General features: G+C 74.4%; 12 protein-coding genes and 1 pseudogene. 9 read left to right on the top strand and 4 right to left on the bottom strand.

Features of this window, described 5'->3' with window-relative positions:
• Nucleotides 1-615 precede the first annotated feature (615 nt).
• Together GHR20_RS12050 and GHR20_RS12055 are read right to left on the bottom strand one after the other, a co-directional pair.
• Entirely contained in the window at nt 616-1,017 is a 402-nt protein-coding gene (locus GHR20_RS12050; protein WP_275549643.1) for a DUF6083 domain-containing protein, read from the bottom strand.
• 232 nt (nt 1,018-1,249) lie between these two features.
• Nucleotides 1,250-2,347, bottom strand: a complete 1,098-nt coding sequence (locus GHR20_RS12055; RefSeq protein WP_194858869.1) for a LacI family DNA-binding transcriptional regulator — start codon at nt 2,345-2,347, stop codon at nt 1,250-1,252.
• Between the two features lie 719 nt (nt 2,348-3,066).
• Here GHR20_RS12055 and GHR20_RS12060 point away from each other — a divergent pair.
• On the top strand, nt 3,067-4,047 hold the full coding sequence (locus GHR20_RS12060) for a hydroxyacid dehydrogenase (protein WP_153815942.1): 981 nt from the start codon (nt 3,067-3,069) through the stop codon (nt 4,045-4,047).
• A 69-nt stretch (nt 4,048-4,116) separates the two neighbouring features.
• Nucleotides 4,117-5,937: a DUF2264 domain-containing protein gene (locus tag GHR20_RS12065; protein ID WP_153813171.1), complete on the top strand. Its 1,821-nt coding sequence runs from the start codon at nt 4,117-4,119 to the stop codon at nt 5,935-5,937.
• 54 nt (nt 5,938-5,991) lie between these two features.
• On the opposite strand, the gene GHR20_RS12070 is transcribed toward GHR20_RS12065, so the two are convergent.
• A complete protein-coding gene (locus tag GHR20_RS12070) occupies nt 5,992-7,020 on the bottom strand; it encodes a Ku protein (protein WP_194858871.1) in 1,029 nt (342 codons plus the stop codon).
• A 53-nt stretch (nt 7,021-7,073) separates the two neighbouring features.
• Between GHR20_RS12070 and ligD the strand changes: the two genes are divergently transcribed.
• The 4 genes and pseudogenes from ligD (at nt 7,074) to GHR20_RS12090 (ending at nt 12,387) form a co-directional block, all read left to right on the top strand.
• Nucleotides 7,074-7,970 carry a non-homologous end-joining DNA ligase gene (gene ligD, locus GHR20_RS12075; protein WP_153813173.1) on the top strand — a complete coding sequence of 299 codons (897 nt, stop codon included), beginning with the start codon at nt 7,074-7,076 and terminating at the stop codon, nt 7,968-7,970.
• Nucleotides 7,971-8,164: 194 nt separating this feature from the next.
• Nucleotides 8,165-10,348 (top strand): MMPL family transporter, encoded by a 2,184-nt coding sequence (locus GHR20_RS12080; RefSeq protein WP_153813174.1) that lies wholly within the window; start codon nt 8,165-8,167, stop codon nt 10,346-10,348.
• Nucleotides 10,349-10,469: 121 nt separating this feature from the next.
• Nucleotides 10,470-11,710: pseudogene (locus GHR20_RS12085) on the top strand (sensor histidine kinase).
• The gene (locus tag GHR20_RS12090) at nt 11,707-12,387 is read left to right on the top strand and encodes a response regulator transcription factor (protein WP_153813175.1); all 681 of its coding nucleotides are present in this window, start codon (nt 11,707-11,709) and stop codon (nt 12,385-12,387) included. Before GHR20_RS12085 ends, GHR20_RS12090 begins: the two are co-directional and overlap by 4 nt.
• Nucleotides 12,388-12,502: 115 nt before the next feature.
• Here the strand turns inward: GHR20_RS12090 and GHR20_RS12095 are convergent, their stop codons facing one another.
• Nucleotides 12,503-13,306: a nuclease-related domain-containing protein gene (locus GHR20_RS12095; RefSeq protein ID WP_153813176.1), complete on the bottom strand. Its 804-nt coding sequence runs from the start codon at nt 13,304-13,306 to the stop codon at nt 12,503-12,505.
• A 99-nt stretch (nt 13,307-13,405) separates the two neighbouring features.
• Here GHR20_RS12095 and GHR20_RS12100 point away from each other — a divergent pair, with 99 nt between their 5' ends.
• The 3 genes from GHR20_RS12100 (at nt 13,406) to GHR20_RS12110 (ending at nt 16,016) form a co-directional block, all read left to right on the top strand.
• Entirely contained in the window at nt 13,406-13,912 is a 507-nt protein-coding gene (locus GHR20_RS12100) for a dual specificity protein phosphatase family protein (protein WP_181516440.1), read from the top strand.
• A gap of 119 nt (nt 13,913-14,031) precedes the next feature.
• The gene (locus GHR20_RS12105) at nt 14,032-14,766 is read left to right on the top strand and encodes a hypothetical protein (RefSeq protein ID WP_111584692.1); all 735 of its coding nucleotides are present in this window, start codon (nt 14,032-14,034) and stop codon (nt 14,764-14,766) included.
• Complete coding sequence (locus GHR20_RS12110) at nt 14,763-16,016, top strand: HAMP domain-containing sensor histidine kinase (protein ID WP_111584693.1); 1,254 nt, start codon at nt 14,763-14,765, stop codon at nt 16,014-16,016. The genes GHR20_RS12105 and GHR20_RS12110 overlap by 4 nt, the downstream gene beginning before the upstream one ends.
• Nucleotides 16,017-16,055 lie beyond the last annotated feature (39 nt).

Below are 16,055 nucleotides of genomic sequence, written 5' to 3' on the forward strand. Positions count from 1 at the left end.
TCCGGTGATTGCCATGAGTTTCCTGATGAATGGCACAGGAGTGGCCCGGCGGCCGCGGGCACGGCCGGGCGCCGGTGTTCCCGCCGGTCGGCGGCACGGTTGACCTGGGCGGGACCGACGCGGTTCGGGACGGGGTCGGTTCACCGCCCGGGGATCGCCGGGTGCGGGCCGCGCGGGCCGGACTCCGATATCGGGCCGATCTCTGATATCGGGCCGGTCTGCGGTGCCGGGCCGGTCTCCGGTGTCAGGCGGGATGGGGCCGGGCGGGGGCGCCCGGCGGGATCGACGGATCCGGGGAGGTCACGGCCGGACAGTGGGCCCGGTCGCCTCTCGCACTGCTACGTTCCATGTCTGCCCCCGCTCAGCCCGCACGGCCGACGCCGCGCACCTGCGCATCCCGCCGGCCTCCGCCGCCCGCCCGCTTCCGGGGTGGCCGCCGCGTGCCGGTCGGGAATCGGATTCATCTTGCCCGCAGGTCAACCAATATGCAAAGGGCAATAAGCAACGGGACGCGGGGGCGGGAGCGGGTTGCCCGGGAGAGGTGAGGGGGCGGCGGGCCGGCCCTGGGACCGGTGAGCGGGGAGGGCGGAGGGCGGGGAGCGACCCGCGCGTTCGTCAACCGGTGTCCGGCCACTCCTCGGGGGGCGCCGGCGGCTCCGGTGCGCTCTGCCCTTCCGCCTGCCGCGCCTTCTCGTCCCGCAGGTCCGTCAGCCACGGCCACAGGTCGGGCAGGGGGCGGGCCGGGCAGGCGAGACGGTGTTCGATGCGGCACCGCTGGGACTGATCCGGTGGGCAGACGCCGTAGACGGTCACCCGTCCGTCGGACAGCTCGATCCACCGGTGCCCCGCCGGAACCTCGTGGGCCAGCGGCCGCAGACCCGGTTCCAGCAGGACCCACTCGTGTCCGAGCGTCGCCACCCGGTCCTGTGGCAGGCCGCGGTGCGGGCAGCGTGACCGCCCGCGGCCGAGCCGACGCGGAATCCGCTCCGAGGCCCCCCATAGGACGAGGGTCGGCACACCGGCGTCCGCGGCGCAGGGCGCTCGTCGGACGGGACGGGCGGGGCGGCCGTCACCCGAGGAGGCGGGGGGCGGCCCGGGTGGTGTGTCCGGCAACCGGTGACCGGGGAGCCATGGCCGGGACGCGCTCCTGCGGGCCGGTGGCCGCAGGCGCCGGGGCGTGCGGCGGCAAGGGCGGGGGCGGGCGGTGGCCCGTCCCGGTCCCAGGAGTCCTGCCCGGCCGGCCCCGGATTCAGTAACCCCTTCTCCCCCGGCTCCCCGTGCCCCTCCCGCAGGAAGCTCGCAGCGCCAGGGCCGGTTGAAGGGTCAGGTGGTGGACCGGGAGGGGGTGGGGGGAGCGGAGGCGGGAGGTGAGGAGTTCGACGCCCTTGCGGCCCAGGGCGCGTTTCGGTGGGGCGACGGCGGTCAGGGGGACGCTGGCCAGGGCGGCGACCTCGTCGTCGTAGGAGACGATCGCCAGGTCCCGGGGGACGCGGAGGCCGCGCTGCGCGGCCAGTTGGAGCAGGACGATGGCCTCCGCGTCGCCGTGGGCGAGGACGGCGGTGGCGCCGTGGGCGCGGAGGTCGTCGAGGACCTCGTCGACGCGCTGCTCGGTGCGGGGGGAGGTCTCGCGCTGCGGGACCACGTGGACGGGGGCGTCCAGGTCGAGGCCCAGGGCGCGCAGGGCGTGGGCGTGGCCGAGGCGGACGGCGGGGGCCGTCGGGCCCAGGTCCTTGACCATGAGGGCTATCCGGCGGTGCCCGAGGCGGGCCAGGTGTTCCACGGCCAGCCGGGCGCCCGCCTGATGGTCGGTGACCACGTGGTCCAGGCGGTCGACCAGGGTCGTGGAGCGCAGCTCGCGTTCCACCAGGACCACCGGGACCCTCAGCTCGCGCAGACGTTCCTCGAAGCGGGTGTGGCGGGAGTTCTCCAGGGGCGGCGGGGCCAGCAGCAGGCCGTCGACGCCGTCGTCCAGGTGGCGGCGGATGGCGACCAGGTCCTGCTCGGGCTGGTAGTCGGAGAAGGCGAGGGTGAGTTCGGCGTTCTGTTCCGACGCCGCCTCGCGGGCTCCCTCCAGCACCTCCCGGAAGTAGGGGCCTTTGGGCAGCAGCAGGCCCAACCGCACGGTGTCCGGTGCCCGTTCGGACTCGTGGTCCGTCGTACCGCCCCTGCGGTCCAGGGCGACACCGCCGTGGAACCGCCGTACCAGACCCTCGCGTTCGAGGGCCTCGACATCGCGTCGCACCGTGACGTCGGAGACCCCCAGCAGGCCCACGAGGTCGCTGATCCGCGCCGAGCCGTGCTCCCGCAGATGGGCGAGGAGCAGGTCGTGCCGGTCCGGAGAGAGCATCACGCGCCACCTTCCGAACTGTTGGAAACGCAAGAAACCTAGCGTGCCGGAAGGGAGTTGGGCAGTCCCCGATGGCCCGGTGGGGACAGAGGGGTGGTGGGGGGTGGTGAGGTGACGGGTCACTGAAGGGAGGAACGGGGGTGAATGGGCGGAGAAGGGGATACCGAACGGCTGGGGACACTTCCGGGTCGTTCCGGATGCGCACGACCTCATTGACGGGTTACGGACCCGACCGGATGCTGAAGGCGCAAGATGTCCGGCCGGCCGGAACAGCGCCGTCGCCCGGATCGGGCAGCGGAACGGCGTCGACCGGATGGCCGGGGAACTCGCCGTGGCCGAGACGGGCAGCGGGAGGATCTCCGCCGCCGGGTGGCTGGGCGCGGGGTCGCCCACCGCCTCCGGCCAGGCCGCCGGAGGTGAGCCAGTCCGCCGGTGGTGAGCCAGTCCGCCCGGCGTGAGTCCGGGCACGTGGTGAGCCCGGGCGCGTGGTGAGTCGGACCGTGCGGTGACGCGGGCCGCGTGGTGATGCGGACCGCGTGGTGACCCCGGCGGCCACGGGCCGACGTACCGCACCTCCCGCGTGGAGCGCCGCCCGCACAGGCGGCCCCCACCATGACCCGAGGAGTTCTATGCCCGACCTGCCCCCCGCGTCCCGCCACCCCCGGACCCCCGTGCCCTCGCCCTCGCCCGCGCCCCACCGCCCCCGAGTCCTGCTCGCCATGCGGCCCGACCTGCGGCCCCTGCTGCTCGACCCGGCGCGGACGGCCCGGCTCACCGGTCTCGCCGACCTGGACCCCGCACTGGTCGCCGACGACTTCGCCGCCCCCGGCGTCGCCGCCGAACTCGCCCGCGCCGACGTGCTGTTCACCTTCTGGGGCTGCCCTCCCCTCACCCCCGAGGTGCTGGCCGGGGCGCCCCGGCTGCGGGCGGTGGTGCATGCCGCGGGCTCGGTGCGCGGCTTCGTCACCGACGCCTGCTGGGAGCGGGGCATCGCCCTCTCCTCGGCCGCCGACGCCAACGCGCTGCCGGTGGCGGAGTACGCGCTGGCGATGATCCTGCTCGCCAACAAGCGGGCGCTGGCCGCGCGCGACCGGTACCGGGCCGTGCGCGGCCAGGTGTCCTGGCAGCACGAGTACCGCGAGGCCGGGAACTTTCGGCGCGCCGTCGGTATCGTCGGCGCCTCCCGCACCGGGCGCCGTGTCATCGCCCTGCTCGCCCCCCATGACATGGAACTCCTCGTGCACGACCCCTACTTGAGTGCCGAGGACGCCCGCGCGCTCGGCGTCGAGCCGGTCGGCCTGGACGAGCTGTGCGAGCGCTGCGACGTGGTCTCGCTGCACGCGCCCGCGCTGCCCGAGACCCGGCACCTGATCGACGAGCGGCGGCTGGGGCTGATGCCGGACGGCGCCACCCTGGTCAACACCGCGCGCGGGGCGCTGGTGGACACCGGCGCGCTGACCCGCGAGCTGACCGGCGGCCGGTTGAACGCCGTACTGGATGTGACCGAACCGGAGATCCTGCCGCCCGGCTCCCCGCTGTACGACCTGGACAACGTGGTGCTCACCCCGCACATCGCCGGTTCGCTCGGCGGTGAGCTGCACCGGATGGCGGACTCGGCGCTGGACGAGCTGGAACGCCTGGCACGGGGGCGGCCGTTCGCCCATCCGGTCGTGCGCGAGCGGTTCGCGCACTCGGCCTGAGGCACACCGGCCGGGGGAAGACCGGCCGGGCAGTCACACCGTCCGCCGGCCCGACCCGAACGAGGAGCCATGACCCGCGAGCGCCCGCACCCGTTCTCCGGCAATCCCCTGCACAGCCGCGCCGACTGGCAGCGCGCGCTGCTCGGCCTGTGCGCCCCGCTCACCGGCGCCTACGCCGACGACGCGGCGCTGGCCGCCCCCGGCACCGCGTACGCGCCCCGGGTCGCCCGGCTGGAGGCGACCGTACGACCGCTGTGGGGGCTCGCCCCGTTGGCGGCGGGCGGCGGGCACTACGACGGCTGGGAGCGGCTCCGCCGGGCCGTCGCCGCCGGGACCGATCCCGGGCACCCGGAGTACTGGGGCGAGCCCGGCGCGATGGACCAGCGGCTGGTGGAGGCGGCCGGGCTCGGCTGCGCGCTGGCCCTGGCGCCCGGGGAGCTGTGGGAGCCGCTCGCCGGGGAGGAGCGGGCGCGGCTCGCCGCCTGGCTGCGCCGGGCCGCGCGGGCCGCACGCGTCCCCGACAACAACTGGCATCTGTTCCCCGTGATGGCGGAGCTGGGCCTGACCGCGGTCGGGGAGCGGCCCGAACCCGGACTCGCCGAGCGGGCGTTGGCGCGCGTGGAGGACTTCTACCGGGGCGGCGGCTGGTATTCGGACGGCCCGGAGGGCAAACCCTGTGACTATTACGGACCTTGGGCCCTGCACCTGTACTCGCTGCTGTACACGACGCTCGCGCCGGACGCCGGTCCGGCGGTCGTGGCGCGGGTGCGGGAGCGGGCCGCGCTGTTCGCCGGGGAGTTCCGGCACTGGTTCGCGGCCGACGGCGCGGCGCTGCCCTTCGGCCGCAGTCTGACGTACCGGTTCGCGCAGTGCGCGTTCTGGGGCGCGCTCGCGCACGCGGGTGTCGAGGCGCTGCCCTGGGGGGTGCTGCGCGGGCTGTGGGCCCGGAATCTGCGCTGGTGGGCGCGGCAGCCGGTGTTCGCGGCCGACGGCACGCTGTCGGTCGGCTACGCCTACCCGAATCTGTTCATGAGCGAGCAGTACAACGCGGCGGGCTCCCCGTACTGGGCGTTCAAGGCGTTCCTGCCGCTCGCCCTGCCCGCCGACCACCCGTTCTGGACCGCCGAGGAGGAGCCGCCGCCCGCCCCGGGCGCGGTGCACCCCCAGCCGGAGGCGGGTCTGCTCGTTTTGCACGGCGGCGGGCACACCACGGCGCTGGCCGCCTGCGACGCGGACACCTGGGTGCGCAACGCGCCGGGTAAGTACGGCAGGTTCGCGTACTCCACGGCCTTCGGCTGCTCCGTCTCCACCGGGCCGCTCGGCGCGGAGGCCGCCGCCCCCGACAGCGCCCTGCTGCTCAGCGAGGACGGCCTGTACTGGCGCTCCCGGATCGCCTGCGCCTCCCGCTCCGTGACCGCCGACCGGGTGCGGGCCCGCTGGCACCCCTGGCCCGATGTCACCGTCGACACCTGGCTGCTGCCCGCCGGACCCGGCCGGCATATCCGCGTCCACCGCCTGGCCACGCCCCGCCCGCTGCACACGGTGGAGGGCGGCTTCGCGGTCCCCCTGGAGGGCGCCGCCACCCGGGCCGAGGGCGCCGCCGCGCGGGCCGGGTGCGGTGACCTCGCCAGCGCCGTGACCGATCTCCTCGGGGCGCGTACCGGCGAGATCATGCTCCCCGACCCCGGCAGCCATCTCCTCTGGCCCCGTACGGCGCTGCCCGTGCTGCGGGGTCAACTGCCGCCCGGCACGCACTGGTTGGCCGCCGAGGTCCATGCCACCGCCGACGGCGGCGCCCCCGGGACGGACCCGTTCGACTGGCGCGCCCTGCCCGGTCTCCCCCGCGCCCTGCGCGAGGCGCTCCCGGACGCGGAAGGACCCGCCTCTTGAGCCGCCCGGTCCGCGGTGCGGCCGGCCCAGGTACGGCCGGCCCGCGGGAGCCGCTCAGGCAGGGCGTTTCCGCGCGGCCGTCTTCTTCGCCGCCGTCTTCTTCCCCGTGCTCCCCGCGCCCGACTTCGCGGTGCCCGACCTCGCGGCGCTCTTCTTGGCCGGCTCGGCCGACTTCGAGGTGGACTTCCGCGCCGGGGCCTTCTTGGCGGTCGTCTTCTTCGCGGTGGAGGTGGACTTCTTGGTGCCGGTCTCCTTGGGGGTGGACCGGCGGTCGGGCAGGGGTCTGACCTCGGCCTCCCCCGCCGGTTCGCGGGATTCGCGGGCGGCGCGGACGCTGTTCTCCAGGGCGGCCATCAGGTCGAGGACCTTGCCGCCCTCCGCCGGCTCGGGGGCCTGCGGGGGCGCCTCCCCCGCGGCCTTGGCGGCGATGACCTCCTCCAGGGCCTCCCGGTACTCGTCGTGCAGATCCGCCATCTCGACCTCGCCGAGGGTGTCCATCAGGGCGTCCGCGAGGTCGAGTTCCTTGTCCCGGATCTTGACGTCCACGTCCGGGGCGACCCCCTCGGGGGCCCGCACTTCGTCCGGCCAGAGCAGGGCGTGCATGGCGATCGCGTCGCCGACCACCCGCAGCATCCCGAGCCGCTCCCGCCCGCGCAGGGCGAACTTGGCGATGGCGACCTTGTTGCTGCGCTTCAGGGCCTCGCGCAGCAGGGTGTACGGCTTGGCGGCGGGGGCGCCGCTCGCGGCGAGGTAGTACGCCGCCCCCATCTGGAGCGGGTCGATCTTGTCGGCCGGCACGAAGGCGACGATCTCGATGGTGCGGGCCGTCGGGATCGGCAGATGGGACAGGTCATCGTCGGTGATCGGGACGATGGTGCCGTCCGCGTCCTCGTACGCCTTGCCGATCTCGGACTGGGCGACCTCGCGGTCCTCCACCTCGCACACCTTGCGGTAGCGGATGCGGCCGTTGTCCTCGGTGTGGATCTGGCGGAAGGAGATCGCATGGCTCTCGGTCGCGTTGACCAGCTTGATCGGGATGCTGACCAGCCCGAAGGAGATGGCGCCGTTCCATATCGATCGCACGTGCCGCACCCTTCCTTTGCCATGGGGACCGGTTTGTCTGGGATTGTCATCCTATGACGCCTATCACAGAGGTGGAGGGGCGGCGGGTCCCGCTGACCAACCTGGAGAAGGTGCTGTATCCGGAGACCGGCTTCACCAAGGCGGAGCTGGTGCACTACTACGCGACCACCGCCGAGGCGCTGCTCCCGCACTTGCGTGACCGCGCGGTGTCCTTCCTGCGCTATCCCGACGGCCCCGGCGGCCAGGTGTTCTTCACCAAGAACGTGCCGCCGGGTACGCCCGAGTGGGTCACGACCGCCGAGGTGCCGAGGTCGTCGGCGGACAGCCCGGCCCGGATGGTCGTCGTACAGGATCTGCCGAGCCTGGTGTGGGCGGCGAACCTGGTCACCGAGTTCCACACCCACCAGTGGCTGGTGGGCTCGCCCGACGAGGCCGACCGGCTGGTGTTCGACCTCGACCCCGGGGCGCCGGCGACCGTCGTGCAGTGCTGCGAGGTGGCCCTGTGGCTGCGCGAGCGGCTCGCGGCGGACGGGATCGAGGCGTACCCGAAGACGGCCGGGTCCAAGGGGCTGCACCTGCTGGCGGCGGTGTCCGGCGCCTCTCCGGAGCGGACCAGCGAGTACGCCAGGGCGCTCGCGGTGGAGGCGGAGCGTGCGCTGCCCCGGCTGGTGGTGCACCGGATGACCAGGAGCCTGCGGCCCGGGAAGGTGTTCGTGGACTGGAGCCAGAACGCGGCCCGCAAGACCACCGCCACCCCCTACACTCTGCGCGCCCGCCATGCCCCGCTGGTCTCCGCGCCGGTGACCTGGGAGGAGGTCGCCGAGTGCCGCTCACCGGAGCGGCTGGAGTTCCGGGCCGAGGACATCGCCCCGCGCCTGCGGGAGCACGGCGACCTGATGGCCCCCCTGCTGGACCGGCGCCGGGCCGCACCCCTCCCGGAACCCGCCTAGGCGCGCCGGTCTGGGGCGGGCGTATCCGTACGCCCGGTCTCGGGCGTGCGTATCCGTACGTCCGGCCGACGGACCCCCCTCGTCTACTGCGTTCTCAGTACGCCGGACTGTCGGCAGCCGCACGACGACAGGCCGCCCTTCGCACAGCCACGCTGGACAGACGTTCCAATCATCAGATGTGGAGATCTTCTGTCGTGGCTACTTTTCTCTGTCGCGTGGGCCGGCTGGCCTTCAGGCGGCGCTGGCGCGTCGTCCTGGTCTGGGCGGCTGTTCTGGTCGCCACGGGGCTGGGCGCCCTGAAGGCTCCGGCGGCCGTCGACGACGGGCTCTCGATGCCGGGCATCGAGTCCCAGAAGGCTTTCGACCTCCTGGAGGAGCGCTTCCCCGGCGAGACGGCCGACACCGCGTCCGCGACGATCGTCTTCATCGCCCCGGCCGGAGAGAAGATCACCGCGGCCGGGCACGAGCGGACCGTCGAGAAGGCCGTCGCCGAGCTCGGCCGGGGCGCGCACGTGGCGAGCGCCGACAACCCCTTCACGGCGGGCGGGGTCGGCGCGAACGGCACGACCGCGTTCACCACCGTCACCTTCAAGATCGCCGCCGGCGATCTGACCGATGCCGACCGGGCGCCGGTGCGGCGGACCATCGCCGAGGCCAGGCACTCCGGGCTGACCGTGGAGACCAGCGGTTCGGCACTCTCCGAGGGCGGCGGTCCGGGCGGCACCGCCGAACTGGTCGGCATATCGGTCGCCGCCCTCGTGCTCCTCCTCACCTTCGGCTCCCTCGCGGCCGCCGGGCTCCCCCTGCTGACGGCCGTCGTCGGCGTCGGCGTGAGCATGGCCGCGATCCTCGTCCTGTCCAGCCCGCTGGGCCTGTCCGACACCACCGGCACCCTGGCCATGATGCTGGGCCTCGCCGTCGGCATCGACTACGCGCTGTTCATCGTCTCCCGCTACCGGGAGGAACGCGCCGGAGGGCGCACGGCCCGGGAGGCGAGCGAGACGGCCGTCGCCACGGCCGGTTCCTCCGTCGTGTTCGCGGGCCTGACCGTCGTGATCGCCCTGGCCGGTCTCTCGGTGGTCGGGGTGCCGATGCTCACCGAGATGGGACTGGCCGCCGCCGGTGCCGTCGCCGTCGCCGTCCTGATCGCGCTGACCCTCGTCCCGGCCCTGCTCGGATTCTGGCCGGACGCGGTACTGGCCCGCGGTGTCCGCAGGAACACCGGTGGCCGGCAGAGTTCCGGCGCCGTCCGGTGGGCCAGGTTCGTGCAGCGCCGGCCCGTTCCCGTCCTGCTCCTGGGAATCACCGCTCTCGGTGCCCTCGCCCTGCCGGTGGCGGATCTGCGGCTGGGGATGCCCGGGGACGAATCCCTGCCCCGCACCACCACCGAACGCCGGGCCTACGACGCGCTGGCCGAGGGCTTCGGGCCCGGCTTCAACGGCCCGCTGACCATCGTCGTGGACGCCAAGGACGCCGCGAAACCCCGCGCCGCCGTCGGCACCGTCATCCGGGAGATACACGGCACGAAGGGGGTCGTCTCGGTGTCCGAGCCCCATTTCAACCGGGCCGGGGACACCGCCGTCTTCTCCGCCGTACCGTCCACCGCGCCCACCGCCGAGAAGACCGTCGATCTGGTGAAGGTCATCCGGCACGAGCGCCCCGGCGTCGAGTCCGCCACCGGTGCCCGCTACGAAGTCACCGGCACCACCGCGCTGAACATCGACATGGCCCAGAAGGTCCAGGCGTCGCTCGCCCCCTACCTGATCGTCGTGGTCGGTCTGGCGATCCTGCTGCTGATGATGGTCTTCCGGTCCCTGCTCATCCCGCTCAAGGCGGCCCTCGGTTTCCTGCTGTCCGTACTGGCCTCGCTGGGCGCGGTCGTCATGGTCTTCCAGCAGGGCCACGGCGCCGGGCTGTTCGGCGTGGAGCAGACCGGTCCGATCATGAGCCTGATGCCGGTCTTCCTGGTGGGCATCGTCTTCGGCCTCGCGATGGACTACGAGGTGTTCCTGGTCTCCCGGATGCGGGAGGCGTACGTCCGCGGCGAGACGGCCGACCGGGCCGTCAGGTCCGGCTTCACCCACAGTGCCCGGGTGGTCGTGGCGGCCGCTCTCATCATGATCGCGGTGTTCGCCGGGTTCATCACGGAGAGCGACTCCATGATCAAGATGATCGGTTTCGGACTGGCCGCCGCCGTCCTCTTCGACGCCTTCGTCGTCCGGATGGCCCTGGTGCCCGCGGTGCTCGCCCTGCTCGGCGACAGGGCGTGGTGGCTGCCGGGGCGGCTGGGCCGGGTGCTCCCCCGGATCGATGTGGAGGGCGAGGCCCTCAGCCGGCCGGGGACGGAGGCCGTCCCCGAGACCGCCGCGCGCAACTGACCGGCCGGCGCCGTTCGGGAGGCCGTCCGTCCCGAGGGGCGGACGGCCTCCGAGACGGACAGCCCGCGGGGCCGACCGGAACGGCCATACTGAAACTGGCGCCCACTGACCGGAGAACCAGATGAGAACGGCAACCGAGCGGCCCGGCGCGAACCGTCTGGAGAAGATCGGCGAACGACGCCCCTTCGCCGTCGACCTCGCGGCGGCCCTGGCGCTGCTGGCCTGCGCGGCCTTCGGTATCTGGCTCAACCTGCCCGGCCAGAGACCCCCGGACCACGACAAGGCCGCCGTCGCCCTCATGGGGACGTCCTGCCTCGCCCTGCTCGGGCGCCGGGCCCGTCCGCGCCTCGCCGTCACCGTCTGCGCCGTGTGCGCGGCGGGTACCGCCGCCCTGGGCTATCTGCTCACGCCCCTGCTGCTGGCTCCGCTCATGGGCGCCCTGTACTGGCTCGCCACCCGCACCGGCCCGAGGACCACCCGCCGGTACGGCGTCGCCACCGTGCTCGCCGTGACCCTCACGGCCGTGCTCACCGACCTCTCGGACCCCGTCACGCTGCCCCTGCAGATGTTCGGGCCTGCCTGCTGGCTGGCCCTACCCCTCGTCGCCGGCACCATGGCACGGCTGCGGCGGGCCTACCTGCACGCCGCGCAGCACCGGGCCGAGCACGCCGAGCGCACCCGTGAGGAGGAGGCCCGGCTGCGGGTCGCCGAGGAACGCGTCCGCATCGCCCGCGAGCTCCACGACGTGGTCGCCCACCACATGGCCCTGGCCAACGCGCAGGCCGGCACCGCCGCGCACCTCGCCCTCAGCAACCCCGAGCAGACGCGCAAGATACTCGTGGGCCTGACCGACACGACCTCCTCCGCGCTGCGCGAGCTGAAGGCCACCCTCGGCCTGCTCCGGCAGACCGACGACCCCCGGGCGACTCCTCGCTCAGCCCGCTCCCCGGCCTGGCGCAGCTGCCGGACCTCGTCGAGATGTGCGCGTCGGCGGGTCTGGAGGTCACGGTGACGACCGAGGGAGAACCCGAGCCGCTGTCGCCGGGCGTCGACCTGACCGCCTACCGGATCGTGCAGGAGGCGCTGACCAACGTCGCCAAGCACGCCACCGCCAAGACCGCCCGGGTGCACCTCGCGCACACGGGTTCCCGCCTGTCGATCTCGGTGGCCAACGACGGGCCGCCCCGGCTCCGCACCCCGCGGGACGGCGGTTTCGGCCTGCTGGGGATGCGGGAGCGGGCCCGCTCCGTGGGCGGCGACCTGACCGCGGGACCCCGCCCCCGCGACGGCGGCTACGAGGTCTCCGCGACCCTGCCGCTGTCGCCGCCCGTACGGGAACTCCCGGGAGAGACGGCCGCATGACCATCACCGTGCTGCTCGCCGACGACCAGGCACTGCTGCGGGCCACCTTCCGCATCCTCATCGACTCCTGCCCGGACATGGAGGTGATCGCCGAGGCGTGCGACGGCGCGGAGGCCGTCGCCCTGGCGCGCACCCACCGCCCCGACATCGTCCTCATGGACATCCGCATGCCGGGCACCGACGGCCTCGCCGCCACCTCCGCGCTGTGCGCCGACCCGGACCTCACGGCCACCCGCGTCCTCATCCTGACCACGTTCGAGACGGAGGAGTACGTCGCCCAGGCCCTGCGCGCGGGCGCCAGCGGCTTCCTGGGCAAGGACGTCACCGCCGAGGCCCTCCTGGACGGCCTGCGCACCGTGGCCTCCGGCGAGTCCCTCCTGTCGGCGGCCGCGACCCGCTCCCTCATCACGCGCTTCCTCATGTCGGCCGACCCCGGCGCCCGCCTCGCGGCTCCCGGACGCCTCGCCGGACTCACGGCGCGCGAACGCGAGGTCATGGCCCTGGCCGCGGAAGGTCTCTCGAACTCGGAGATCGCCGAGACCCTCGTCCTGAGCCCGTTCACCGCCCGGACGCACATCCACCGGGCCATGACCAAGCTCGGCGCCCGCGACCGCGCCCAACTCGTCGTCATCGCCTACCAGACGGGACTCGTCCGAGCGACACCCCCTCACCCGTGACGACCGCCCGGAGCGGGAGGAACGGAGAGCCCCGGCCATCCGCCGCGGCACCGCGAACCGCCGGCCCCGGCTCAGAACCGACCAGAGCCCGGCCAGACCCCGCTCAGCCGCCGCCCTAGACCTTCTCCCAAGTGCGGCGGTCCCGGGCCATCGCGTGCAGTGCCGTCACGTCCGCCGGTTTCAGTACGCCGCCCAGCCGGGCCAGCCCCGGCAGCTCCCCGGCGGTCAGCACCCGTATCCCCCGGGGCGCGGCGGTCAGGGTCACCCCGGAGGGGTCCGTCAGGGCGAGCACCGGGCGGACCTCGGCGGTCAGGGCGTAGGCGGCCCGGCCGGCCTGGGCGCGCAGCAGGCGCAGCAGGGGCTCGGCGGCGCGCCGGCCCACGGTGACCATCGGGTCGGCCACCCGCACCCGCGCCCTGCGGGCGTACAGGGCGTGCACGGCGAACAGCCCGCCGGGGCCGATCAGCAGATGGTGGACGCGGTCGCCGCCGGGCAGCGGCAGCGAGTGCAGGGCGTGCCAGCCGGCGCCCGCCAGGCCGTCGAGGACGTCGCCCACGGTCTGCTCGGCCAGCAGGGCGCGCCGGCGCGGGTCGGGGCGCAGCCGGTGTCCGGCGTCCGGCTCGCGGTCGAGGGCGATCAGCAGCGCCTCGCCGGGCCGGTTGGGCGCGAGGTCGTCGTCCGGGTGCAGGGCGAGCCGGGCGAGTTCGGCGGGGGTGGGGACCGGGGGCGGGCCCACGGCCACCGGGCCGGTGAGAAAGGGTTGCAGCGCTTCGAGCACCCGCTCCCGCTCGTCCCCGGCGAGCAGGTCGACCCGGCCGGCGGCACGGTCGTACCAGGCGATCCGGCTGCCGTCCGGGCGGCAGACGTACAGCCGGTCCCGGTCCCCTCGGCGGCCCGGCACCACGCGCAGTCCGCTCATGCGCATCACCCCTCGACCATGGGAACAGGCCGGGTGCTTCCCGGGCAAGACCGGCTACCGTGGGGAGCGGCCCCGCGCAGGGGAGTTGGGGAGGCGCCGGTGCGAGCCCGCGGAACGCAGCCCGAGGTGCCGGCTCCACGAAGCCCGTGGAGCGAGATCGTGCCCGGCCTGTGGATGGGCGGGCACGAGTACCGGGGGCGTACGGGACGGCTGGAGACGGCCGTCGTGCGGGACGAGTTCGAGGTGGTGCAGTCGCTGCTGCGGCTGCCGGGCCACGGCCCGGACGCGGGCGTCGAGCACCATGTGTGGCCGATCCCGGACGGGCCGCTGGACGGGACGCAGCTCGCCGGGGTGATCCGGCTGGCGCGGGCGGCGAACGAGGCGCTGGACGCGGGCCGCCGGGTGCTGGTGCGCTGCTACCACGGGTACAACCGCTCGGGCCTGGTCGTGGCGCACGCGCTGGTGCAGCGGGGCGGCGCGCCGGACGAGGCCATCCGGCTGATCCGGGCCCGCCGCGGGGCGTGGGCACTGCACAACGAGCTGTTCGTGGCGTATCTGCGGGCGGGGCTGCATACCGTACGGCTGCTCGAGGAACTGGCCGAGTAGCCTCTCTGTCCCGGCACCGGCCGACGGCCCAGGTGCACAGAACGGACTAAAAGGGGCTTCCTTGGAATCTATGTGCATACTGGCCTACTGACCTGCAAAACCATCGCCCCTGGAGCACCGTGCCCCTCCGTCGCCCTGTGCGCACCGCCTTCGCCGCGGCCGCCGTCGCCCTGTTGTCGGCGACGGCGGCGGCCTGCGGCGACGCCGGCCAGCTACAGAGCGCCGGGCCGACCCAGACCGCGGACAGCCCCGCCAAGCTCTGGCCCGATCTGCGCCCGGCGTCCAGCCCGGCGTACCCGTACGACGTGGCCACCCGGGAGACCGTCAAGGGCCTGACCGCGCCCGGCGGCGACATACGCAGGATCGATCCGGTGGACATCGTCGAGGCGGAGCTGAAGGCGCACCCGGCCGACTACGGGTCCAAGGGGGCGTTCCACGGCACCGTGGACCGGATGAAGGACTGCCGCCCGGGCGGCGACCGGGCGCTGTGCCCGCTGCTCAAGCCGTACTACCGGGACCTCACCGGCGACGGCCGGCCCGATCTCACGCTCGGCTTCCGGCTCTACCCGACCAACCAGACGGCGGTCCGGGTCTACACCGTCGAGGGCAGCCGCCTGGTGCAGGTACTGGCCGACAACGACGCGATCCTCGGCGTGGAGCTGGCCGGGCGCGCGCTGATCGAGCGCAACCCGGCGGACATCTCCGGCTACGAGTACCGCACCACCTGGGAGTGGGACCCCGGCCAGCGCGCGATGGTGTTCTCCCGCGACGAGTACCTGCACACCGGCACGGGCCGCCGTCTCCACAAGGCGCGCCCGTCCGCCTCCCCCGCCGCCTCCCCGAGCGCGTCATGAGGCTGCTGCTGGCCCGCTGGGCGGGGCCGCTCGCCGTGAAGGCGGCCGTGTTCATCACCGTGATGTGCTGCGCGCTGGCCGCGCTGCTCGGGGTGCTGGTGCATGTCTCGGTGACCGACCAGACCGTCGGCCAGGCCCGCGACCTCGCGCTGTCCCGGCTCGCGGACGCCACCCGCGCCTACGAGGCCGGGGACACCCTCCTGCCCAATGCCGGGGTCGACCCGGAGGGGCTCCCCGGCTCGCTGCACACGCTCGCGGTCTCCGGGCGGCGCGGCACCATCGTGTCCACGCACCGGGGGCGGCCGACGATGTGGGCGGCGGGCCCCGTCCAGGGGCACCGGGTGCTCGCGGTGGAGATCGACTACTCGCAGCAGTCCGGCACCATCGCCGGGCTCGACACCTCGATCCTGTGGTCCTCCGCGCTCGCCATCGGCGCGACCGTGCTGGTCGGCGTGTTCGCCGTGTCCCGGGTGACCCGGCGGCTGCACGCGACGGCGCGGGTGGCCCGCCGGATCAGCGCGGGCGATCTGGACGCGCGGGTCGACGACCCCCGTACGAAGGATTTGGTCCGGCCCCAGGACGAGGTCGCCGCGGTGGCCGCCGCGCTGGACACGATGGCCGCCTCGCTGCAGGGCAAGCTGCTCAGCGAGCAGCGGTTCACCGCGGACGTGGCGCACGAGCTGCGGACCCCGCTCACCGGGCTGCACGCGGCGGCGGAACTGCTGCCGCCCGGGCGGCCGACGGAACTGGTGCGGGACCGGGTGGCGGCGCTGCGCACGCTCACCGAGGACCTGCTGGAGATCTCCCGCCTGGACAGCGGGCGGGAGCGGCTGGAGGCCGACGCCGAGGGGCTCGGGGCGCTCGCCGAGCGGGTGGTGCGGGCGTCGGGCACGGACACCGAGGTGCGGGTCGTGCGGGACGCCCTGGTGGAGACGGACCGGCGGCGGCTGGAGCGGGTGCTGGGGAACCTGGTGGCCAACGCGCACAAGCACGGGGCGGCGCCGGTGCTGCTCACGGTGCACGGGCCGGTGGTGACGGTGCGGGACCACGGGGGCGGGTATCCCGAGTACCTGGTCGCGCACGGGCCGCAGCGGTTCCGCACCGAGGGCGGGGCGAAGGGGCACGGGCTCGGGCTGACCATCGCGGTGGGGCAGGCGGAGGTGCTGGGCGCGCGGCTGTCGTTCCGGAACGCGGTGGACGGGGGCGCGGTGGCGACGCTCATCCTGCCGGCGGCCTGGCAGGCGCGGTAGAGCCCGGGGGCGCGTTGCAGCGGGGCGGAATTGCCTGTT

Source organism: Streptomyces sp. SUK 48, from assembly GCF_009650765.1.
GTDB lineage: Bacteria > Actinomycetota > Actinomycetes > Streptomycetales > Streptomycetaceae > Streptomyces.

Coding starts and splice junctions, on each gene's coding strand:
- GHR20_RS12065 (WP_153813171.1), top strand. CDS start 4,117: ATGACCCGCGAGCGCCCGCACCCGTTCTCCGGCAATCCCCTGCACAGC.
- GHR20_RS12095 (WP_153813176.1), bottom strand. CDS start 13,306: ATGAGCGGACTGCGCGTGGTGCCGGGCCGCCGAGGGGACCGGGACCGG.
- GHR20_RS12090 (WP_153813175.1), top strand. CDS start 11,707: ATGACCATCACCGTGCTGCTCGCCGACGACCAGGCACTGCTGCGGGCC.
- GHR20_RS12055 (WP_194858869.1), bottom strand. CDS start 2,347: ATGCTCTCTCCGGACCGGCACGACCTGCTCCTCGCCCATCTGCGGGAG.
- GHR20_RS12110 (WP_111584693.1), top strand. CDS start 14,763: ATGAGGCTGCTGCTGGCCCGCTGGGCGGGGCCGCTCGCCGTGAAGGCG.
- ligD (WP_153813173.1), top strand. CDS start 7,074: ATGACGCCTATCACAGAGGTGGAGGGGCGGCGGGTCCCGCTGACCAAC.
- GHR20_RS12060 (WP_153815942.1), top strand. CDS start 3,067: ATGCGGCCCGACCTGCGGCCCCTGCTGCTCGACCCGGCGCGGACGGCC.